General features: G+C 41.6%; 19 protein-coding genes. 5 read left to right on the top strand and 14 right to left on the bottom strand.

Going from position 1 to position 23,042, the window contains the following annotated elements:
* Nucleotides 1-71: 71 nt before the first annotated feature.
* Complete coding sequence (locus AO498_RS05745; protein WP_067544651.1) at nucleotides 72-1,751, bottom strand: OstA-like protein; 1,680 nt, start codon at nucleotides 1,749-1,751, stop codon at nucleotides 72-74.
* 165 nt (nucleotides 1,752-1,916) lie between these two features.
* Here AO498_RS05745 and tilS point away from each other — a divergent pair, with 165 nt between their 5' ends.
* The 4 genes from tilS to AO498_RS05725 all read left to right on the top strand — a co-directional run bounded on the left by tilS (nucleotide 1,917) and on the right by AO498_RS05725 (nucleotide 7,629).
* Nucleotides 1,917-3,236: a tRNA lysidine(34) synthetase TilS gene (gene tilS / locus AO498_RS05740; protein ID WP_067544649.1), complete on the top strand. Its 1,320-nt coding sequence runs from the start codon at nucleotides 1,917-1,919 to the stop codon at nucleotides 3,234-3,236.
* Between the two features lie 3 nt (nucleotides 3,237-3,239).
* The gene (locus AO498_RS05735) at nucleotides 3,240-3,755 is read left to right on the top strand and encodes a Crp/Fnr family transcriptional regulator (protein WP_067544647.1); all 516 of its coding nucleotides are present in this window, start codon (nucleotides 3,240-3,242) and stop codon (nucleotides 3,753-3,755) included.
* Nucleotides 3,756-3,899: 144 nt separating this feature from the next.
* The gene (gene mdh / locus AO498_RS05730) at nucleotides 3,900-4,835 is read left to right on the top strand and encodes a malate dehydrogenase (protein ID WP_067544645.1); all 936 of its coding nucleotides are present in this window, start codon (nucleotides 3,900-3,902) and stop codon (nucleotides 4,833-4,835) included.
* A gap of 106 nt (nucleotides 4,836-4,941) precedes the next feature.
* A complete protein-coding gene (locus tag AO498_RS05725; RefSeq protein ID WP_067544642.1) occupies nucleotides 4,942-7,629 on the top strand; it encodes a hypothetical protein in 2,688 nt (895 codons plus the stop codon).
* Between the two features lie 2 nt (nucleotides 7,630-7,631).
* On the opposite strand, the gene AO498_RS05720 is transcribed toward AO498_RS05725, so the two are convergent.
* The 5 genes from AO498_RS05720 to AO498_RS05700 are packed head-to-tail and all read right to left on the bottom strand — an operon-like array spanning nucleotide 7,632 to nucleotide 15,059.
* Nucleotides 7,632-9,209, bottom strand: a complete 1,578-nt coding sequence (locus AO498_RS05720) for a hypothetical protein (protein WP_067544640.1) — start codon at nucleotides 9,207-9,209, stop codon at nucleotides 7,632-7,634.
* A gap of 15 nt (nucleotides 9,210-9,224) precedes the next feature.
* A complete protein-coding gene (locus tag AO498_RS05715; protein ID WP_067544638.1) occupies nucleotides 9,225-10,466 on the bottom strand; it encodes a DUF4249 domain-containing protein in 1,242 nt (413 codons plus the stop codon).
* The gene (locus AO498_RS05710; protein ID WP_067544636.1) at nucleotides 10,459-11,613 is read right to left on the bottom strand and encodes a DUF4249 domain-containing protein; all 1,155 of its coding nucleotides are present in this window, start codon (nucleotides 11,611-11,613) and stop codon (nucleotides 10,459-10,461) included. The genes AO498_RS05715 and AO498_RS05710 overlap by 8 nt, the downstream gene beginning before the upstream one ends.
* On the bottom strand, nucleotides 11,613-14,351 hold the full coding sequence (locus AO498_RS05705) for a TonB-dependent receptor (RefSeq protein ID WP_082792191.1): 2,739 nt from the start codon (nucleotides 14,349-14,351) through the stop codon (nucleotides 11,613-11,615). Before AO498_RS05705 ends, AO498_RS05710 begins: the two co-directional genes overlap by 1 nt.
* A gap of 3 nt (nucleotides 14,352-14,354) precedes the next feature.
* The gene (locus AO498_RS05700) at nucleotides 14,355-15,059 is read right to left on the bottom strand and encodes a hypothetical protein (protein WP_067544632.1); all 705 of its coding nucleotides are present in this window, start codon (nucleotides 15,057-15,059) and stop codon (nucleotides 14,355-14,357) included.
* A 98-nt stretch (nucleotides 15,060-15,157) separates the two neighbouring features.
* On the opposite strand from AO498_RS05700, the gene AO498_RS05695 reads away from it, so the two are divergent.
* Nucleotides 15,158-16,069: a sugar phosphate isomerase/epimerase family protein gene (locus AO498_RS05695; protein ID WP_067544630.1), complete on the top strand. Its 912-nt coding sequence runs from the start codon at nucleotides 15,158-15,160 to the stop codon at nucleotides 16,067-16,069.
* Nucleotides 16,070-16,215: 146 nt separating this feature from the next.
* Here AO498_RS05695 and cysM read toward each other — a convergent pair whose 3' ends face one another.
* The 8 genes from cysM to AO498_RS05655 all read right to left on the bottom strand — a co-directional run bounded on the left by cysM (nucleotide 16,216) and on the right by AO498_RS05655 (nucleotide 23,021).
* Nucleotides 16,216-17,094: a cysteine synthase CysM gene (cysM, locus tag AO498_RS05690; protein ID WP_067544629.1), complete on the bottom strand. Its 879-nt coding sequence runs from the start codon at nucleotides 17,092-17,094 to the stop codon at nucleotides 16,216-16,218.
* Between the two features lie 147 nt (nucleotides 17,095-17,241).
* A complete protein-coding gene (epsC, locus tag AO498_RS05685) occupies nucleotides 17,242-18,090 on the bottom strand; it encodes a serine O-acetyltransferase EpsC (RefSeq protein WP_067544627.1) in 849 nt (282 codons plus the stop codon).
* A 17-nt stretch (nucleotides 18,091-18,107) separates the two neighbouring features.
* Nucleotides 18,108-18,599: a hypothetical protein gene (locus AO498_RS05680; RefSeq protein WP_236778637.1), complete on the bottom strand. Its 492-nt coding sequence runs from the start codon at nucleotides 18,597-18,599 to the stop codon at nucleotides 18,108-18,110.
* 34 nt (nucleotides 18,600-18,633) lie between these two features.
* Nucleotides 18,634-18,921: an FtsB family cell division protein gene (locus AO498_RS05675; protein ID WP_067544623.1), complete on the bottom strand. Its 288-nt coding sequence runs from the start codon at nucleotides 18,919-18,921 to the stop codon at nucleotides 18,634-18,636.
* Between the two features lie 97 nt (nucleotides 18,922-19,018).
* Nucleotides 19,019-20,302, bottom strand: a complete 1,284-nt coding sequence (gene eno, locus AO498_RS05670) for a phosphopyruvate hydratase (protein WP_067544621.1) — start codon at nucleotides 20,300-20,302, stop codon at nucleotides 19,019-19,021.
* 21 nt (nucleotides 20,303-20,323) lie between these two features.
* Nucleotides 20,324-21,421 carry a glutamine-hydrolyzing carbamoyl-phosphate synthase small subunit gene (carA, locus tag AO498_RS05665; RefSeq protein WP_067544619.1) on the bottom strand — a complete coding sequence of 366 codons (1,098 nt, stop codon included), beginning with the start codon at nucleotides 21,419-21,421 and terminating at the stop codon, nucleotides 20,324-20,326.
* A gap of 118 nt (nucleotides 21,422-21,539) precedes the next feature.
* On the bottom strand, nucleotides 21,540-22,025 hold the full coding sequence (gene rplQ / locus AO498_RS05660) for a 50S ribosomal protein L17 (protein ID WP_067544618.1): 486 nt from the start codon (nucleotides 22,023-22,025) through the stop codon (nucleotides 21,540-21,542).
* 6 nt (nucleotides 22,026-22,031) lie between these two features.
* A complete protein-coding gene (locus AO498_RS05655) occupies nucleotides 22,032-23,021 on the bottom strand; it encodes a DNA-directed RNA polymerase subunit alpha (protein WP_067544616.1) in 990 nt (329 codons plus the stop codon).
* Nucleotides 23,022-23,042 lie beyond the last annotated feature (21 nt).

The following is a 23,042-nucleotide window of genomic DNA, read 5'->3' as shown; positions in this document are numbered from 1 at the left end:
CCGTTTCGGTCATTTTTAAGTAAAAAAATCCGGTTAATTCATGTTAACCTTTTCGGAAAAAAATGAATTGCCTACTGTTCGTTTTTTAAATCTGTTTTTAGCGTTTTGACGACCGGCCTTTTTTCAGGCTTCATCGACCTTTTCATGACCTCTTTTTGAATTTCTTCCTCCGTGGGAAGGATAATTTCTAGAATAGGTTCGTTGAACAAATTTTTCGCATTCAGGTCAATTTCTTGAACTGCCCTCCATTCCGAAATGGTCTTCATGGTGGGTTTCTCTTCTATTCTCCACGAAAATCCGTCCAATTGAGAAACTTCCTCCGTCAAGTTTTGGACGGGCAAAAACTTTCCGTCTGGTCGAATCTCAAATTTTGCTCGAGTTACAGAACCATTTATAAAGTCAAGTTTGATCGTGGCACTTAGAATCCGATTGATCCCTTGGGTTAAGGTGTCCCCCTCCAAAGCAAAGTAAAGAGACTCTCCATTCCCATCAATATCGAGTCGACTGATCTTCCCATCTGCAAAATAGGCGGTCATTTTTCGACCTTTCATTTGGTTGTAGTTCAACAAGGTGTCCGTCAAAATTGCGAAGGCTTTGTTTTTCATCAAGACATGATCTAAGGTCTCATTTGCTATGTAAAAAACCATGCTATCCGCTACAATCTGACTTTTCTCATTCCATAAAACGGGGTCTTGAAACAAATGAATGGAGGAATCAGAGTAATTATAAAATAGGGAATCCGCTATTCCTCCAAGACCTGCCTTGACAAGCTTAATTGAATGAAATGCTTGTAGATACTTAGCAGTATCAGCCTCGCTATCTTGAGAAATAAGTGTATCGGCAATCATAAAAAGGGTATCCTTTTCAAAGTACCTTCTCACCAAGGCTTTTCCATGGACCAAACTATATTTTCTATCTTCCCAATACTGCCCCACATCACCAAAAACCTCCACATTGCGCTCTTTATTCAGAACCCGGACATCCTCTTTCCCCTCGTAATAGCCGGTGGTTTCTTCGTAATAAAGTTCCTCCGCCTTGACTCGCGTCTCCTCATTTTCAACAATCCCATCAAAAAATCTAAACTGCTTTGCTTGGGTATTGTACCAGCTTCCTTTCTGCGCGTCTAAGGTGTACCCTTCAGTGGAAATGATATTGGTAAGCCCAGTTGTTTCGGCAGTTTTTGGAATGGTGAGATAAATAAGATTATTGGTTTTCAAAGTATAATCCGGATTGACCAACTCCACATTTTTCTGAAAAGTGATTTTCTCCAAATTGATCTCATAAAGTCCTCGCTCACTGGTGAGAACATTGGTTGAGTCCACCACTTTTCCACGATTAAAATAAGTTGCAGTATTGAGCTCCCGGTTATAATCTAGGTAGTCAGTGTAGAGCGTGGTCTCTTGATTTGTGAACACGACCTTATTTCTCAATTTGGCAATTTTGGTGTTGCCGTCGTATTCAGCATAGGTGCTTTTGGTAGTAATTGGATCTACCTTATCCTCTATTCGCACACGACCAAAAAGCTTTGCTTGATTGATGTCTTGATAAAAGTGCGCAGAGTCGCAGTAGATCAGGGAGCTTTGATGGGACATTCTTACATTTCCAATCAACCGTTGAAAATTCCCAGCCCCAAGAAGCTCATCAGCCTGCGTGATTTCCAAAGTCGAACTTTGCTGCCCATGGGCACCTACTCCTGTCCAAATTAAAATCAGGTATAGAAGCACATGTTTTGGTTGAGCGAAATTCGACATTTGGAGATTTTTGAGGAAGCAAAATTAGGAGAATGAACTAAATAGCGGCAAATGGGACTAATAATCTATCAACATAAGTGTCGAACCAAGATTTTTTCACTCCGGCATAATTCAAGCTCTTTTAATTCTTGGAGCTAGAATACGGAAAAACCCTAATTTTGATTGATGCTTGAACGTTTTTTAACTCATATTTCCACACTGCTAGACACCTCTGGAAATTCCACTTACTTGCTTGCGTTTAGTGGGGGACAGGACAGTGTCTGTTTGGCCAGCTTGCTCAACCGAGCCAAAGTTCCTTTTGAGCTGGCACATGTAAATTTTGGATTGAGAGGAACAGAAAGTGATTTAGATGAAGAATTTGCCAAGAAATGGGCAAACGATCACCGGGTCGAGATTCATCTTCTACACCCTAACACTCAGGAATTAGCCGATTCTAAGGGCATTTCTATCCAAATGGCCGCACGCGAAATCCGCTATGATTTTTTTGAAAAAACCCGGTCCGAAAGAAATCTCACGGGAATCATTCTGGCTCATCATGAAGACGATCAGATTGAAACAATTTTACTCAATCTTCTAAGAGGCACCGGGATAGAGGGGCTATACGGGATGGCAGATAAAAAGGGCCATTTAATCCGTCCATTATTACCATTTGCCAAGGAAGAAATCTCAAATTACCTCCTAGAAAACACCATTTCATGGAGAGAAGACAGCTCAAATTCAAGCGACAAATACAAGCGTAATCGACTTCGTCATCAGGTCATACCAACCTTACTTTCCGTGGAGCCGGATGCTCGAAAAAACCTTCTTACTAGCCTATCCAGACTGAAGGACACTGGAAAGTTGTTTTTTGATTTGGTTGAAAAATGGAAAAAAGATTCGATTCGGGAGCAGGGAGAGTTTTCTGAAGTAGAAATTCAGTCATTAAAAAATCAACCCGGAGCGGCATCATTGCTCTATTTTTGGTTGAGAAGCTATGGGTTTCAGCCAGACCAAACCCAAGAGATTGCTTCAAATTTGAGCCATTTTCAGACCGGAGCAGTTTTCTACAGTAAGAATTTTGAACTTGTCATAGATCGAGAAAAGCTAATTCTTGGACCCATAGTTGACCATTTTGAACCTATCACTTTGGAGAGAGGAATCAACTCAATCCTAATCCATGGAAATGAGTGGCAAATTTCTGAGGAGAACTGGAATGGAATTATTGATCCCAAACCTACGAATGCCCTCCTAGACCTAGAGCACCTCACTTTTCCAATGACCATTCGAGGCTGGGAAGAAGGAGATCGATTTATTCCTTTGGGGATGAATTCGTCCAAAAAAATATCTGACTTTCTCATTGACCAGAAAATCCCCTTGATCCAAAAACGGCGGATAAAAGTACTGGAATCAGGTGGGAAAATAGCCTGGATCATCGGTCATCGGATCGCTGATTGGGCTAAGTGTTCCCCTTCTACCCGAATTTGTTTACATTTCAAAAAATCCTAATCCATGCGAAACCCTTTTTCCAAAACGTATGAGCCAGAGGAAATCAAAATGTTTGATTTTCTTCAAGGGATCAAATTTTTTGAACGCCTCCGAATGAAGGAATTGGCTAATTTTTTACCTGCTATGCACGTTCGAAAGTATGTTCGAGATGAAGTGGTGTTTTTTTCCAAAGACCCAAGTCAGGCCCTCTATCTTTTGAAAAAAGGGCAAGTCAATCTAACTATCGACGTCCGGGATAATTTTGAAACGATCCTAGAAGTCAACCGAGGAGAAGCATTTGGAGAAAATTCTTTGTTGGAAAACGCCAAGCGAACCTATACTGCTATTATCACTTCGGATGAAGCTGAACTGATTGTAATTCCACATTTTGCTATTCAGGAGATTTTTGACAGCAACCCAAAAATCAAGGCAAAAATGATGACTTCACTAGCGGAATATTACAACACCAACAATCAACGACTATTTAGATCCTATCGAGAGTCATTTGGATTTTTCAGCTTGCGGCAAATGTTTGAATAAGTGAATCAAACCTTGGTTTTTCTCCAATAAAAATCCACCCACAAAAACAAAGTATTCCACCGCTGGTTTCGATTCCTAGCGGTTGTTTAATATCTTAGCGCCGCTTTTCAAGGCAGTTAAATCTATCCTAAAATCCAAAAAATCATGAGCAAAGTAACCGTAGTCGGTGCGGGTAACGTAGGCGCAACATGTGCAGACGTATTAGCTTACCGAGAGATCGCCGAAGAAATTGTTTTAGTTGATATCAAAGAAGGTGTTGCTGAAGGCAAAGCCCTCGACATTTGGCAAAAAGCCCCTATCAATCAATACGACAGCAAAACTGTAGGTAGCACCAATGACTACAGCAAAACTGCTAATTCTGACGTAGTTGTAATTACTTCAGGTCTTCCACGTAAGCCTGGAATGACACGTGACGACTTAATCGAAACCAATGCAGGTATCGTGAAATCTGTAACAGAAAACGTGATCAAATATTCTCCAAATGCCATCATCATCGTCGTGTCTAACCCACTTGACGTAATGACCTATCAGGCGCATTTGACCTCAGGACTTCCTCGTACCAAAGTAATCGGTATGGCAGGCATCCTAGATACAGCGCGTTACAGAGCATTTTTGGCTGACGAGCTTAACGTATCCGGCAAGGAAATCCAAGCTATCCTAATGGGCGGTCATGGTGACACTATGGTTCCTCTTCCAAGATATACAACAGTAGCAGGTATTCCTGTGACTGAATTGGTAGAAAAAGATAAGCTAGATGCCATCATCGAGCGCACCAAATTTGGTGGCGGGGAATTAGTGAAACTTATGGGTACTTCTGCTTGGTATGCTCCAGGATCTGCAGCCGCACAAATGGTAGAAGCTATTCTCAAAAATCAACGAAGAGTATTCCCTGTTTGTATTAAGCTGGATGGAGAATACGGAATCGATGATTGCTACCTAGGTGTTCCAGTAATCTTGGGTAAAAACGGGGTAGAAAAAGTGATCGAACTTGATCTCAATGCTGAAGAAAAAGCCCTTTTGGAAACTTCAAGAGGTCACGTGAAAGAAGTGATGAACGTATTGGATAAGTTGAGCAACTAATCCATTCCGTTTTTCAGGTAGACCTAAGATTCTCCTTTTTGAAAGGGGCATCTTAGGTCTCTTTTTTGTATACTAGCTGAATCATCCCAATCACCTGTTCAATACCTTGAAAATCTGGAAAAGCTTATTGATCCTACTTGGACTTACCCTTTTGGCAGGGGGAGGATTTTGGATCTATTCGACCTATTTTCAATCCAAAGAAATTAACACCCTCGAATTAATTTCTGAGGAAGCCGTCTTTACGCTGGAGACTACGCAAGCTGATCAGTTATGGAATGAGTGGGTTCAGCATCCTTCTTGGGCGATTTTCTCCCAATTCCCAGCTTTTCAAACGCTATCCGAACAAGTTACTTTTTTGGATAGTCTAACTGGTTCTTCGGGAAAAATTTCAAATACACTTCGGGGCAAACAAGTCACGATAAGCTACCACGGAACAGGAAAGGAAAATTTCAGCCTCCTATTTGCAGTAAATTTTGGAGGGACTCAAGCAGAGGAATTGCTTGCCGAATTCAAAAACTTGGTAGGCTCAAGCGCCACTGTCCAAACTCGAACCTACAGCGATCAACCTATTTGGGAATTCCAGTCTAATAAAGATGAACCATCATGGACAGTTGCATTGATCAATCATGTCCTTTTGGCTTCCAACTCCTCGTTTCTTGTGGAAGAGGCTATCCGTTCTTACCTCAATCAAGGAGAAAACACCTTAAAAACCCTCATGAATGAGGAATCAGCATTTACTGGTAAATCAAGGCTAATCTTAACCTCGAAAGGCATTTCGAGACTTTTGAAGGGGATTGCTCAGGAAAACAAATCACGCCTTTCTGCCTCCTTAGGTCTAAGAAAAGATTGGACAAGCTTGGAGCTTGAATTTCTCGAAACTGAATTAGCCCTAAAAGGAACCACAAGTGCGGAGCAGATTACTTCCTTTTTGCCTTCAGTTCAAGCGAATCTCCCGGCTTTTGAAAAACTCATTTCAAATAGAACACAAGCATTAACCCAAATCAACCTGAATGGGATTTTTGAAACTCAAAAACTCAAAAATCCAGCATTCACGCCAAAATCAACGGTTCAGGGAGAGATCCAAACCAAACTGATCGATCGAGGATTTTTAGACTCATTTACCGGTGAGCTTTATCTTCTGCAATTGGAAGAAATCGGCAATCAAACCGACAATCAGGTTCTTTTGGCTCGAAGCAATTATCCGGAGCAAGCATGGACGATGCTGAAAGAATTTCGAGGTACAGAGGAAATACCCAGCAATGATTTCTATTTAGGAAATGAGATTCTTTTTTTTCCAGAGGAAGAGTTTCCTGCACATCTTTTTGAAGGAAAATTCCAAGGATTTCCACAAACACATGTGACTACTCGAGGCGATATGCTGATCATGGCCAATTCTGCCTTAGCCATGAAAATGCTATTGGATGATATTGATTCAAGCAATACTTGGGCATATTCTCCTAATTCACCCTTGATGGCGATCGACCCTGCCTCTGGTTTTAGCGAAACGATTTTCCTTGAAAAAATCTGGAAGCAATGGATCGATTCCAGCAATCCCTCTTGGAGCACCTTCCTCCAAAAACACCGAAGCACTTTTTTGGCCTTCCCTTATCTTTCCTTACGATTAAATCAATTGGGAAAACGAACAGAAGCTACCCTTTCACTACCTTTCAATGCGACTGCCCCTGCTCCTAAAAAGGAATCTGATGCATTGATCCTTCAAGCTAACCGAGTAATTGAACTTCCTTCGCGCTTGATTTATGGACCTAAAATCGCCATCAATTTCAATGATCAAACAGAAGATCTAGTCGTCCAAACCGAAGAGCACACCCTCCATTTATTCAGTTCGGAAGGAGAAAAAGTATTTGAGATTCCCTTACAGAATCCGATTGTATCTGACGTTTTCCAAATAGATTATTACAAAAACGGAAAATTGCAATTGCTATTTGCCACTGCAGACGGCATCTATGGGATCGATCGTTTAGGTAATTCCTTACCTGGATTTCCGATCACCAAAGCAGGCGAAAAGTTCTCCAAACTCAATTTGGTGGATTATGACCAAAATCGGGATTACCGTTTTTTTGCCGCAAGTGAATCTGGAAATCTTTGGCTATTTGATAAAACTGGACAAGCCTTAGAAGGCTGGAATCCGCTACCCTTGAAATCTTCTGCATTAACGCCTCCTACTCATATTCGAGTACCGGGAAAAGGAGATTTTATGGCAGTTCAAACTTCGGATGGAAAAGTACATTTATTTAACCGAAGAGGGGAAAATCAAACCGGATCTCCAATAGATTTTCAAGTTGAGATCAACACTCCGATCACCATCACTCCAGATGCAGGTTTTTTAAAGATTTCAGCGATCTCGACCACGGGAGAAGTAATTCAGGCCGGATTTGGAGGAGAAATTCGATACCGAAACCAACTTGTAAAAGAAAATCGAGATGATCGCTTTTCACTGATCGGCGACCTATTTGGCAGCACTTTTTTGATTGCAAACAAACAGTTTAACCGAACTCAAATTCTAAATGAATCGGAAAGTCTCCTATTTACCATCCCTCAAACCGGGGAAAGTTGGATTCGATTTGTTGATTTTGGTTCAGAGCGGAAAATCCTCTTGGTTACGGATTCAGAGCAGGGATTTGGATTTTTGTATGATTGGAAAGGCGCAATGCTAACGGCAACTCCGCTTGAAAGCGAAGGAGAAATACAAATCAGTCACCAAGCCAAATCCAAGCAGTATTTTATTCGAACCCGCTCAGGAAATAGAATTCTGGAATATGTAATGCCTGAGTAGGATTAATCGAGTTGAAAATAAGAAGCTATCACTTTGCTTTTGCCTGAAGTGTCTTCCACTCTTTTCCATAACACATACACTCCAGGAAGCGCTGGCTTTTCTAGCTGATCTAAGTCAGAGGAAGAATTATTCCACCATAAAACCCCTCTCCAATCTGGGACATGAGCTTCAGAAATTTTCCGAACAAACTGATCTCGCTTCAATTCCACAGCAGGACGTTGTCCTAAATAATCAAAAAACCGAGCTTGATCAGCCAAAGGGAACAGTCCGAAATTATTCAAGTAACTGGAAAAGCTTAATACCCCAGGATATGTTCGATCATTCAAGTAAAACTCCCGATTTAAAATTTCGAGTTTTTGAAATTGCTTTGGGTTAAAAATCGCCAACAAATTGGAATCAAACACCGGCATGGCATCCACCAAAATGAGGGGATTGCTTTCAAATACCATGTTTTTGGCCATATCAATCAGACGAAATTCTTTTTTCTTATCCCGACTCCTGACAGCAACGCTGGGCACATATTCCTTAAGCACTGTTTCCACAGTTTCAAATCGCGTGTAGTCATCCAATAAATAGGTGTAATCAGCCACAAAGCCTGTCACGATCTGAACCGAATCTGTCGAATATCGCTCAGTAAAATAGGTCTCAATTCTGGAAGCCTTAAGCCAAGTTTCTAAAAAAACCAAATCCTCTTTTGTAAGACTAAGCTCTGGAAAAGTGAAATCCGCTCGGAATTTGGTCTGGACAACTGGCGGAATAATCTCGATCCCAGGCATTTCACTTCCATCTTCGAGCTGGAGAATTACTTTATCCCAATGCTTCAATCCCCCAATATCCACAAACATGCTGCCTTGGGCATTGGGATGAGCAGTGTATAGAGAACTTTGCTTTCCATGAACTGAAATAAAATACGTCTTACTTGTGTCGGGCTCGGGAACTTTCACCTCCAGAATATGACCAAAAAGTTCAGGCAACAGGGGCTTTGAATCTAATTCCGTATAAATCGAACTTGGAATTTGCTCTTGCTCTCCAGTCAAAAATGGATTGGCTATGGAAACACCAACTGCTTGGGCTCCAGAACTTGAATTTTTTAAAATAGCTTGAAGCTGATCAGCGGTTTGAATTTGAGCCTCTGCTTTTGGCAAGATTCTCCTGGCCTCCGATTTGTTTTTAGAAGGTGCAGGCGGAACCATCGGGTTGATTACCGTTACGAATTGTTGAGCTATTCCTTTGTCCAAACTGAGGTAAGGACTTGTCCTTGTATAGACACGAAGCAAATAATTCGCCGAAGGCAGATTATCAGGAATGGTCAAATAGTTAGTGGCTTTTCCTTGCTCCAAAGGCAACATGACATACGCACGAGACCGAGATTGATCATCCACCAATTCCGCATACACTAATTGGGATGGAGAAGCATCACTGCCTGAGCGGACTTCAGCTTCAAGCCAAATTTTCTCTCCTGAGAAATACAGCGTTTTTGGAGTGGAAAATTGAACTGTCTCAAGTTGCTGCGAAAACACCTTTCCTCCCCAAACTTGGATCAGGAAAATCAGACAAAATGAACGATAAATTAATTTCATGTTTCGTTTCATAGCTCAATCTTTTTCCTCCCAAAAATCTGGGAGACCTCTAGTCGCATATAAGGTACAATCCACACATTTTCGATCCGCCGGATAATATCCAACAATCGTAGTTCCTACCATCAATTCCCGAGCAGGCACAATGGTCCCATTTCCAAAAATGGTCGCATAATCATTCCGCATCACTGCTTCCTCCCCAATCACACAATCATTAAACTGAGGGTCTACATATCCCCAAGGAGACACATCTTCAAGGTTTACGTAAATCCGTATCTGTCTCACGACCCCCATACTCACTTGCCCGATGACTGCTGTTTTGGAATCATCCAAGCTGTAGATATTTCCACCAATCAAGGAAGGAAGAGGACTGAAAATGGAGCCCACATCTTCTGTATTTTTTTTCAGAATCTCCCAGAATTGAACTGCTTCTTGATCAATTGCCTTTTGGGAAATTAGAATACTGTATCGCTCCATAATCCGCTCATCGCCTTTCGGGATTTCAGAGATGGTTTTTTGAAAAACAACCTGATCCTGAAATCTGGAACTTGTCTCCAATAAAATATCTGGACTGGTTACAGACTTGTAACAAAGTGCATTTTGATCTTCATCAGTTCGAGTGCGAACCGTCCCGATTTGCTCATCAAAGATGTAAGATGTTCGAATTCGAGGTCTGTAAATCCAAGTTTCTTCATAGGTCCACAAAAAATCATCGGCTTGTTCATCACCTTGAGTCGAGATATAAATCTCCACCCCTTCCTCATCACGGATAAATCCTGCATCAATAATTTCGGGAGTCACTAATGGCTGAATCGGTTTGGATTCAAATCGCTCTCCAGTAGGCAATTGAATCTCTAATTGATAGGTTTCCGCTTCTTGCACATTGTATTCGAATACATAGGTGCCGGCCTTTTGTTCAATAAGACCAAATCGATCACCGCCCGCCGCTACCACTTCCACAATTGCTCCGGAAACTGGGTTTTGAGTTTGTGAGGCTCCTAGACTGACTGTTCGGCTAAGTTTCAACTCACTTTTTGTCCCTTCGGTATCTAGATATCCCTCCACAACCAAGACACTCGTCTCCTCAGAAGGAATTTCTGGATCATACGGGAGTCTGCAAGAAAGGGCAAAAAGAATTGGAAACAGCCAAACAAGGCCTTTCCACTTCCTATTGAACGATAAGGAAAGGAGTGGTCCTCTTTTCTGAAATTTTAAAAAGCTAGAACTTAATCCACTTCTATTTCTGTGATTTTTACTCATCTTCCCAAAAGTCTGGTTTTACACGAGAGGCATACAACGTACAATCCGCACATCTTTTATCAGTAGCAAAGTATCCTAGAATAACAGTACCTCCTGGCGGGATTAAAGGTCTGGCAGGCAACACTTCTGGATTGGTAAAAATGGGATCATAAAATTCCTTTAAAACGGCTTCTTGTTCAATGATACAGTTATTAAACTGTGGATCCAGATATCCCCAAGGGGACACATCGGTAAGATTGATGTAAATCCTTCTTTCACGAACCACGCCAAGACTTACCTGACCAATCACTGGGATACTTTGATCATCCACACTGTATACATTTCCTCCAATTAAGGACGGAAGCGGGCTAAATATTGAACCGATGTCTTCGGTGTTTTTCTTAAGAATTTCCCAAAACTTGACGGCGTCTTGCTCAATCGCTTTTTGCGAAACCAAGATGCTGTATCGCTCCATAATTCGCTCATTACCAGTCGGAATCTCTGTAATCGTCTTTTTGAAAACGACTTGTTCTTGGAATCGGGAGCTAGTTTCCAACAAAATATCCGGGCTACGCTCCCTTTTAAAACAGAGCGCAATTTGCTCCTCATCCGAGCGATCTCGTACATCTCTGATCCTTTCATCATAGATGTAAGGAACTCGAATTCTTGGTCGATAAATCCATGCCTCCTCATACGTCCAGAGGAAATCATCCGCATTATCATCTCCCTTGGTGGAAATAAATACCTCCACTCCCTCTTCATCCTTTTGAAATCCAATATCCAAAATTTCAGGAGTTATGATCGGTTGCAAGCTTTCAGATTGAAACCGATCTCCATTTCGAAGAATTATCTCTAGAATGTAGGTATTGGATTCCTCGATATCCGATTCGAAAATGTAAGTCCCAGGGGCTGTTTCCTCCAGTCCGAAGGTTTGACCATTGCTCGATACTAATTGCACACTAGCATTGACCTCAGGAGAAAATGTTGTCTCAGAACCCAGAGAAACGGTCTTACTCAACTTCAATTCACTTTTTTTCCCTTCCGTGTCCAAATATCCCTCGACCACAAGAAGCGAATTATTACGGGCAGGAATTTCCGGATCAAAAGGTGTCCTACATCCCTGAAAAAGGAATAGAAAACCCAACGCTATCCAGTAAACTACCCGCATTAGAATTTGAAATTATAGGTAATGAATGGAATCTGACTGGCAAAAATGGAAAGCTGGTAGCCTTGCAACTTCCCATTTTCTGGAATGAAGTAAACCGAGTAGACATTATTTCTTCCCAGAATATTGTAGATCCCAAATGACCATGAGCCATGTGCGAGTTTTTTGACTTTATGATTCCCCTCCAGATTTACTGACCAATCCAATCGGAAATAATCCGGAACTCTGAAGCCATTTCGTTCAGAAAAATAAACTCGCTCAGACCCACCGTATTCAAATTTGGAGATTGGCAAAGTAACCGGTCGACCGGTACTGTATTTTCCTGCAAAGGTTGAATTTACCCGACGGCTCATTTCGACATTTAGCACCACATTGGCTGTGTGCGGCTGATCGAAATTGCTGGAATACCAAGACGAGCCATTAATTTGCTCTTTTTGCTCCGAAGGATCAGTTTGCAACAAAGACCTGCTGTAGGTATAAGAAATCGAACCATTTACGGTTCCGGTATTTTTTCGTAGAAACAATTCCAAACCATAAGATTTACCCCTAGTGAGAAGCACATCTTGCTCGATGCGCTTGTTAAGGACAATGGTAGCCCCTGATCGGTAATCAAGCAGATTTTGCATGGTTCTGTAATACACCTCTGCAGAAAATTCAATTCGATTTTGTTCCAGATTTCTAAAGTATCCAAGGGCATATTGAATCCCTCGCTGAGGTCGGATAAATGAATCACTCAACTTCCAAGTGTCTGTCGGGGTAATTACGGAAGAGTTGCTCAGCAAGTGGATATTTTGACGCATGGAATTGACCCCTGCCTTGAGCGAGGACCAGTTATTGAGAGCATATCGCGCAGAAAGCCTAAACTCAGGACCATGATAAGTCTTCATCCATTTGCCTTTGCTAAAGCTTTCTTCACCAATAATATTCTCAGGTAAATAAGGCGCACCTTCCGCATATTGGGGAACATTTCTAGGTCCCAAAGCACTGAAAAGATTATACCTTAAGCCACCACTTACCGTCCATTGGTCGTTAATCTCAAACTCATCTCCAAAGAAAATGGACGCATCAATTCCTTGCTCATCCTCTACTTTTTCAGGAATGACAATACTTTCTACCCCATAAGGATTAATCTCTCCGGGATTGAGCTGAATTCGAATGGCATGAAGGCCATAGCTGAGCACATGCCTATCACCTTTTTCTTGTCTAAACTGTGCCTTTAAAAACTGCTGTTTTAACCCAAATTGGTATTGATAGGCATTCAGCAAATTATCTTCTCCTTGAACATCAAATTGATAGCCGTCCTGACCAACAGAAAACGTAGCTTCCAATTGATCATTAAAATAATGAGTCCAAGAAAGGGCAACATTTTGATTAGCATAGGAATAGACTGTATCCGGATCAAATTGGAATCTGTCCTTGCTGAAATATGCCGATAATTCAAGCTTGTCATTGGATCCAAGTTCATGCTGAATCACTCCATTGAAATCCGAAAAGAAAGCACGACTCGCTCCTAAATCTGCCCGATCTTCTAAAAAATCCAATAACCAATCCGAATAGGTAAGCCGAGTTCCTAAAATAAAATTAGTCTTTTTACCCAAAGGGCCATCCAAACTCAATCGGCTGGTCATCGGACCTATTCCCCCTGATCCTCCGATTTTATCAGACCGCCCAACTTTTGGCGTAACCTGAAGAACAGAAGAAAGTCTACCTCCATAATTAGCGGGAATTCCCGCCTTGTATAGTTCAACCCCCTGGACCATATCCGAATTGACTGCGGAGAAAAACCCAAATAAATGGGAAGGATTGAAGAGGGTATGTTGACCTAAAAGAATCAAGTTTTGATCTGCAGCTCCTCCTCGCACATTAAATCCAACACTCGCTTCACCTGCTGTATTGACTCCTGGTAGGGTTAGTAGTCCTTTGATAATATCCACTTCTCCCATTACAGCGGGCAGCTTTTTCACCTGAGACACGGTGAGCGATTGAACACCCATTTCGGGCCGAGAAATATTTGAGATGGCTCCTGATTGAACCACGACTTCCCCTAGAGAAAATATACTTTCTCCAATAGTAAGATCGAGTTCCGAATTGCCTTGAAGATCCAAGAGACGTTGTTCGGTATAGCCACCGATATTTTGGATCATCAGCGTTAGGTTCCCTTTGGGTAGTAGAAGACGGTACCTTCCTTCCGCATCGGTGATTGTTTGCCTCATGCTTTCTTTGTCATAGACCACAGCGCCTTCGATCGGTGTGTTTTTTTCCAAAGAAGTCACTTGACCTGTAATGGTCGCTTCTGTTCCTGGTCCTGGAACCCCCAAGGTATAGCGTCGATTTCGAACAAATTCATCCTGTTTTCCTTCTGAAAAACGGGTCGATTGTGCCAATTCAAAAAAATCCGAAGGAAAGGAAACCTTGATTTCTTGCCCTTTGGTCACAAAGACTTCTTTCGATTTTGAAATTGCGAACTTCAGATCTGTCCCTTCAAAGACTGCTGTCAAAACATCCTCGATTCGGTCATTCGTAGCCTGAATAGAAACTTTAAGGTCTTGAACATCCGACTTCTTAAAGTAAATACGATATGGCGTGTCCCGCTCGATACTTTCAGCGAAACGCTCAAAACTCACCCCTGGAAAAAAGCCCGTAATCCGATCATTGGTTTGGGCTTGGGTCTGGAAAACTGGACCAAGTCCAATAATCAACATACCCAAGAGCAAAAAGAATGGTACTGATTTGATTCTCATGGGTTATTCTGCTTGGGTTAATTGAATGAGTACCTGGAGAAATTTTTCAGGATTTTGCCGAAAATTGGCTCCTGCTTCTTTTACTTTCTTTTTGATCACTTTCGGTTCCACCTCCAGCGCCAGATAGGCATCTTTAGCTCGAGAGATTCCATAAAATGTATCATTCCGATAAATGAAATAGTCAGTCTTTTCTACATATTCTTGATCAAACCGAGATAATTCCCGCAATTCCTTGGTCGTCTTGTAATGCTTAACAAGCGCCAAAACTTCCCCATAGGTCAACAATTTGTAGATGCCATTCCCTTGATGGAGATAGGAAGAATTCCCAGGCACGTACTGATACCGCTCTCCGTTTGCAAGCGAAAAGGATTCGATTTTTTCAGGTTTGATCAAAATTTTCTGATTAAAGATCGGGTGAAAAGTCACTACCTGATCCCGAAAGACATCATACAAAAGTGGAACCCCCGGATAGTAAACCCCATTGATCTTCAGACTTCCCTCTTCAAACTGTCGGGAATAGCGATATGGATCGCCCTGAATCAATCGAGATGCTTCGGCGTACTGGCCTCCGGTGATCAACTCTTGAAAGTACGGCAACTGCTCGTGGTATTTTTCCAGAAATGACTGATTTGTTCCAGCCAACTGACAAAAAGCAACCGAATTCAGAAATTGTGAAACCAGAAAAATAAAAAACACTATTTTTCTCATGTCGAAAATTACGATCAAAAACCAAGGATTTATTGAATTTGGCCAAATCTAAATAGACGGCACAATCTGACTATAAACGGAAAAAATCAAATCTACCCATGACCACCCGAAGAAACCTTCTGAAGTCCTTAGCCCTACTCCCCCTTGCTGCTACCGCGCAGCCAAGTTTGGCAATGGAAAGTCCAAAAGAAGCAACCCGCTTCAAATTTTCTTTGAATACCAGTACCATCCGCGGGCAGAAATTAAGTTTACCCCAAATCATCGAATTAGCTGCTCGCTCAGGATACGATGGATTTGAACCATGGATGATGGAAATCGAAGGGTATTTGAAAGAAGGTAAAACACTGGCTTCCTTAAAAAAACTGGCTTCAGATGCGGGATTGGAATTTTTTGATTGCATCGGATTCCCTACTTGGATGGCTCAAGACGAAGAAAAAAGCAAAACAGGATTTACCCAAATGGAAAAGGAGATGGGGATTTTGGCAGAATTGGGATGTACCCGGGTAGCAGCGCCAGCCATTGGTACGGATGCACCACTAGATTTACTCAAGGCTGGAGAGCGCTATAAAAAGTTGCTAGAACTAGGAAGAAAAACGGGAGTGATGCCTCAGCTGGAGTTTTGGGGAGCATTTCCTTCCTTTTTTCATTTGGGACAAGCTATGGCTGTAGCCGCTGCTGCCGATGACAAAGACGCCAAAATCCTTGCAGACGTTTACCACCTTTTCCGCGGAGGATCTGGCTTTGAGGGAATGAAAATGTTGGATGGGCATGCGATTGACATCTTCCATATGAATGATTTCCCTGGGGATATTCCACGTACCGAGCAGCAGGACAAGGATCGAGTAATGCCCGGAGATGGAGCAGCTCCCATGCAAGAACTATCAGATACACTTAAGTCAAAAGGAGGGCAATTAATACTATCACTTGAGCTATTCAATCCAACCTACTATGCCATGGATGCAGAAGTCGTGATCAAAGAAGGATTGGGGAAAATGAAGCGGTTTTTCTAAGCAAGCAGAATTTCCAACTAAACCAGACAGGGCTTGAAGACCTGTCTGGTTTTTTACTAGCTGCTATTAGTTACGATTGGTAATCCTGAGGGAATAAGTTGATTCATCTACTTATAAATTCCTCCATTCACCAAAGTAAGCCATCCTTACCCAAACAAATCAGAGCTCAAGTACCGATCTCCACGATCGCAAGTAATGCAGACGATGATCCCTTCCTCTAGTTCCTTGGATAACTCAATGGCTGCATGTAGTGCGCCTCCACTACTCATTCCCGCTAAAATCCCTTCTTCTTTTGCCATACGGCGAGTCATTTCAGTAGCTTGTTGCTGACTGACATCGATTACTCGATCTACACGACTAGGTTCAAAAATCGCGGGCAAAAATTCGGGCGACCAACGGCGAATCCCGGGGATGCTTGATCCATCTGTGGGCTGTGTACCCACTATTTGAATAGTAGCATTTTGTTCCTTTAAATATCGAGAAACCCCCATAATCGTCCCAGTTGTCCCCATGGCGGATACAAAATGGGTAACTTTACCAGCAGTATCCCTCCAGATTTCAGGACCTGTAGTTTTATAATGCGCAAGGTAATTGTCCGGATTCCCGAATTGATTGAGTAGGACATACCCCTCTTCATCTCGCATTTGCTCAGCCAAGACTCGAGAATACTCAATCGTTTTTGCAGCCGGAGTCAAGATTACTTTTGCTCCATAAGCTTCCATGGAAAGAACACGCTCTTTGGTAGAATTGTCTGGCATAATCAGGGTCATTTCCAGCCCCAAGACTTTTGCTACCATGGCCAAGGCAATTCCAGTATTGCCACTAGTTGCTTCTACGAGTTTGTCTCCAGGCTTAATTTCTCCTCGATCCAAGGCTGAACGAAGCATATTGTATGCAGCGCGGTCTTTGACACTACCACCGGGGTTTTGTCCTTCCATCTTACAAAAAATCTTCACCTTTGGATTTGTGGGGATATGTTCCAGTTCGATCAAAGGCGTATTTCCGATCAGTTCAAAGAGTTTCATAGGTTTTGATTTTTACATTAAAATAAGAGACGATCAAAATTGAAGTTCCAACTCTAAGGTGGTAATCCGATTGATCTTTTATTCGATTTAATGCGGAAAACTACTAACCAAAAGGGCTGTTTTTCAGGGTTTCTACACGATCTCCAGTTACTCGCTTAGCTCGTCCAAATCATTTTTAAACACATATCTGTCCGTTACCACTCCATCTTCATGGTGAATTTGAGTTTGATAGTAGACTTTAGAATTTGCCGGCACCGACTTGGTCAACCATACATTTCCACCGATTACTGAGTTTTTACCGATTACGGTTTTTCCACCTAAAATGGTGGCCCCTGCATAGATGATTACCCCATCTTCGATAGTGGGATGGCGTTTGGTATCTGCATCAGCCTTATCTACGCTTAATGCTCCTAATGTCACCCCTTGATAGATTTTGACATTATTCCCAATCTTTGTCGTCTCCCCAATCACCACACCTGTTCCGTGATCAATACAAAAATATTGACCAATCGTGGCTCCAGGATGGATATCTACTCCTGTGCGGCTATGAGCCAACTCAGTGATCATACGAGGAATCAATTTTATCCCCAATTGATGGAGCAGATTCGCTATTCGGTAGGCCGCTATGGCATAAAATCCAGGGTAACTTCTGAGTATTTCCGTCTTAGACTTCGCCGCTGGATCTCCTGCATACATCGCTTCCACATCCTGATGCACCCAATCAAAAACCACTTCCAATCGATCAAAAAAATCCTTGGCTAACACAGGCCCCAAACTGGAATGAAGATGGTGATTTCGGGAAAGAATCGAACTAAGTTGCTCCTTGAGAAGTGTCAATCTAGCTGCAACTTCTTCCTGACTCTTGGCTTTTTGAAGTGCGTATTCGGGAAAAAGCAAACCTAGAAGTTCCTCAAAAAACTGCTGGATTACTTTTGGCGAAGGACAGTCCGAACACTCTTTATGGGTGTTGAAAATTTTCGATACTAATGAGTTCATAGGAAAAGGTCGAGCTACTAAAGCACAAAACCAACTCGAATTACATAAGGTTCACTGTAATACGAGTAGCGGTTGTCATGCTTTAAATTATAGAGAAAAGTAAAGTTCGCCCCTCCTCTGGAACCAAATGGAGCAAAGTAACCTGCTCCAACAAAAAAAGCTTCTGTCCACGTTCGCTCAAACCGTTCATTGACAAAACTATAGGCATTCCAATTGATTGACTCTAGCTCGGTATAGGCAAAGATATTGGGAAGCAAATTATATCGACCAAAGACCCGACCTCCATAGGAAGAACCAGTGGAACCTTGAAAGCGATTGTCATCAAAATATTGAAAGGTAGCCCCAAGCCCTGTGGATAGCTTATCCGTAATCATAACTCCAACCAGTGGAGAAACATCAATTAACGTGGTAAGTCCAAACTGGAAACCGAAATTTCCACCGAAGTATAGCCGGTCTTTGAGTCCAACTGAATCAGCATAAATTTCCCGCTGGGCATAGGTATGGTTCATCCCTAGTACTATGCTGAAAAAAAGAATTAATAGGCTATTTTTCCACAATGACATACAGGTCTTCTGATTGTTTTTTCATGAAGTATCGTTCACGGGCAAATTTCTCCAGAAGTTCCGGATTGCTCATCAATTCTTCTCGCTCAGCCTTGATTTGTTGCTTTTTCTCCAAATAAAACTCCTTCTGATCTTCCAAATCATAAAGTTTTTGGGAGAGTTTGATGTGAGTAGGAATACTGTTGGAATCAATAAAAATCATCCAAAACAAGAATAACAGCGAAGAAATGATGTAAAAATTACTGCCGTATTTGATAAGCTTTCTCATTTGGTAGGATTTGAAAAGTAAGGTACAAAAATGATGCAAAAAAGGCAGCCTCTTAACGAAGCTGCCTTTTGAAATGAATTATTAAAAGCAAGTTTGCTTATTTCAACCTTCCTTTGAATACAGCTGACTCACCCAATTGCTCTTCAATTCGAAGCAATTGATTGTATTTAGCCATACGGTCAGAACGAGAAGCAGAACCAGTCTTGATCTGACCGCAATTCACTGCTACCGCCAAGTCTGCAATAGTTGAATCTTCAGTTTCGCCAGATCTATGAGACATTACTGCTGTAAATCCAGCCTTATGTGCCATGCTGATTGCATTTAAAGTCTCGGTCAAAGTTCCGATTTGGTTTACTTTAACGAGGATTGAGTTTGCAGATTTTTCCTCGATGCCTCTTTTCAAGAACTTAACATTGGTCACAAACAAATCGTCACCTACTAATTGAACTCGGTCACCGATTTTAGCAGTCAACATCGCCCATCCAGCCCAATCTTCTTCAGCACATCCATCTTCGATAGAATCGATCGGATATTTTTCAGTCAATTCAGCCAAATAAGCTACTTGTTCTTCTCTTGATCTAATTTTTCCGCTTGGGCCTTCGAATTTCGAATAGTCATAATTGCCATCCTTGTAGAATTCAGAAGAAGCACAATCCAAGGCAATAGTCACATCATCACCTGGCTTATATCCTGCTTTAGAAATCGCATCCAAAATACAAGCTAATGCCTCTTCAGTACCACCGGAGAAGTTTGGAGCAAATCCACCTTCATCCCCAACAGCGGTACTAAGATTTTTATCGTGAAGGATTTTTTTCAAGTTATGGAAGATTTCAGCACCCATACGAATTGCTTCAGAGAAGCTCGGTGCGCCTACTGGACGAACCATAAACTCTTGGAATGCAATAGGAGCATCTGAATGCGAACCACCATTGATAATGTTCAACATAGGAACTGGAAGTGTATTGGCATTCACTCCACCGATGTAACGGTAAAGAGGCTGACCTGCTTCCATAGCTGCTGCTTTAGCAACGGCTAATGAAACACCAAGGATTGCATTAGCTCCAAGTTTACTTTTGGTTGGAGTTCCATCCAAATCGATCATGATTTGGTCAATTGTGTTTTGCTCAAACACATCCATACCTACCAATTCAGGAGCGATGATATCATTCACATTAGCAACAGCCTTAAGTACGCCTTTGCCCAAATATTTGCTTTTATCGCCATCTCGAAGCTCTACAGCTTCATTGATACCTGTTGAAGCACCACTTGGAACAGCCGCTCTACCAAAAGCGCCATTTTCAGTGATTACGTCTACTTCTACAGTTGGATTACCTCTTGAATCGAGGATTTGTCTTGCATGAATTGATTGAATCAACGTCATAGTTTTAAAAGGTTTATTAAATTAATTTTGGTTTATCAGAGAAATAAAATCGTCAAACAGGTAGCGGGAATCATGCGGGCCTGGTGAAGATTCTGGGTGGTATTGCACTGAGAATGCTGGTTTATTTTTCAATTTGATTCCAGCTACAGTATTATCATTCAAATGAACATGGGTAATTTCCACTTCTGGATTTTTCTCAGCATCCTCTCTCACCACATTAAAACCGTGGTTTTGAGAAGTAATTTCACTCTTTCCAGAAAGTAGGTTTTTAATTGGATGGTTGAGTCCTCGATGTCCATGGTGCATCTTATATGTTTTTATTCCAACTGCTTCAGCTAAAAGCTGATGTCCTAGACAAATCCCAAACACTGGCTTTCCTGTTTCAAGAATTTCCTTTACAGTTTCCACTGCATAGTCCATTACAGCAGGATCTCCAGGTCCATTAGAAAGAAAATAAGCATCTGGATTCCAGCTTTTCAGCTCTTCAAAGGAAGTTTTAGCTGGAAACACTTTGCAATAGGCGCCTCTAGAAGCAAGATTTCTTAGGATGTTTTTCTTAATCCCGAAATCTAGACAAGCTACTTTATAAGGGGCTGTTTCTTCTCCATAGAAAAATGGCTCTTGGGTGCAGACTTTAGAAGACAATTCCAAACCATTCATGTCAGGAACTTTAGCCAATTCAGCTTTAAGTCCTTCAAGATTTGATTCAAATTCAGAGCTAATGATCGCATTCATAGCTCCTTTGGATCGAATATGACGAACGAGTTTTCGCGTGTCAATATCCGCAATCCCCGTAATATTATATCGTTCCAAATAATCTTGAAGCGATCCAGAGGCGTCGAGACGTGAATACACTTCAGAGAAACTATTCACCACAATCCCTGCTACACAAGGATGATCAGATTCGATTTCTTCGGAGTGGACTCCATAGTTGCCGATATGTGAAGTAGTAGTGACTACGATTTGCCCTGTATAGGAAGGGTCAGTGTAGATTTCCTGGTAACCTGTCATACCAGTGTTAAAGCAAATTTCACCACCATTTGTGCCTGCTTTTCCGATTAGGGAACCATGAAAAACTGTCCCATCGGCGAGAAGAAGAGTAGCTTTCTTTTTGATCATTTTTTTAAAGGTTGCCCAAAGTTAACCAAAACTTGGGAGGAGGGTATGTACAATAGGTATAAAAAAAGGATTGAACTAACGTCCAATCCTTTCAATATTTATGAATCTAATCAATGGATTATTCTTCAGTTGATTCAGCCTGTTCAGTTTGAGCCTCTGCAGCAGGTGCGTCAGCCGCTTTACCAGATGATCTACGAGATCTTCTAGTGGTTTTCTTAGCAGGTTTTGCTTCTTTCAACATCAATTCATTGAAGTCAACCAATTCAATGATACACATTTCTGCGTTGTCACCTAGACGGAAACCAGTCTTGATGATTCTTGTATATCCACCTGGACGTGTACCTACTTTTTCAATTACTTCTCCGAAAAGAGCTTTGATAGCATCTTTGCTCTTCAAGTAAGAGAAAGCGATACGTCTATTGTGTGTGGTATCTTCTTTAGCTCTGGTAACCAGAGGCTCTACAAACTTCTTCAATTCTTTAGCCTTGGCAAGCGTAGTGGAAATACGCTTGTGAAGAATCAGGGAAGTTGCCATGTTGGAAAGCATTGCCTTCCGATGAGAGGCAGTCCTACCAAGGTGGTTAATTTTCTTACCGTGTCTCATTTTATATTATTCTTCATCAAGTTTATACTTAGAAATATCCATCCCAAAGGTTAGACCTTTCTCTTGGATCAATTGCTCAAGCTCTGCAAGAGACTTTTTACCAAAATTTCTAAACTTCATCATGTCAGAAATTTCAAGTCTAGCCAAATCCCCAAGAGTTTTCACATCGGCAGCTTTCAAGCAATTAAATGCTCTTACTGATAGATCTAGATCTCCAAGAGAAGTCTTGAGAAGTTTTCTCATGTGCAAGAATTCTTCGTCAATTGGCTCCGGTTCAGCCACACCTGTTGAATCAAGAACCATAGTTTGGTCGGAGAACAACATAAAGTGCTGAATAAGGATTTTTGCAGATTCTTGAAGCGCTTTCTCAGGGTGAATAGACCCATCAGTTGACACTTCCAAGATCAATTTTTCAAAGTCAGTTTTTTGTTCAACTCGAGTATTTTCAACGCTATACTTTACATTCTTGATTGGAGTAAAGATGGCATCAATTGCGATTTGACCAAATACTTGTTCTTTTGGTTTGGACTCTTCAGCAGGCAAATATCCTCTTCCCTTTTCTACGATAAGCTCAATCTCGAAGCTTTTGGTCTCGTCTAGGTGACAGATTACCAATTCTGGATTAAGTACTTCGAAAGAAGAAGTGAACTTGGATATGTCTCCAGCAGTGAAGACAGACTGATTTTTGATCTCAACAGTGATTTTTCCATCGAAAGCCTCATGTACCTTCTTGAATCTCACTTGCTTAAGGTTCAAAATAATATCAGTAACGTCTTCTACTACACCCTCGATGGTGGAAAACTCGTGAACCACTCCCGGAATTTTGATGGAAGTGATGGCATATCCCTCCAAAGAAGAAAGCAGAATTCTTCTTAGGGCGTTACCGATGGTAACTCCATAGCCTTTTTCAAGAGGTTTGAAGGTGAACAAGCCATGAAAGTCATCGGCTTTTTCCATCACCACTTTCTCAGGCATTTGAAACGCTAGTATGGACATATATCTAGTTCTTTTTTTTAG

Source organism: Algoriphagus sanaruensis (assembly GCF_001593605.1).
GTDB classification, from domain to species: Bacteria; Bacteroidota; Bacteroidia; order Cytophagales; family Cyclobacteriaceae; genus Algoriphagus; species Algoriphagus sanaruensis.
The sequence above is the reverse complement of the archived record's forward strand: the minus strand, read 5'-3'. Positions and strand labels throughout refer to the sequence as shown.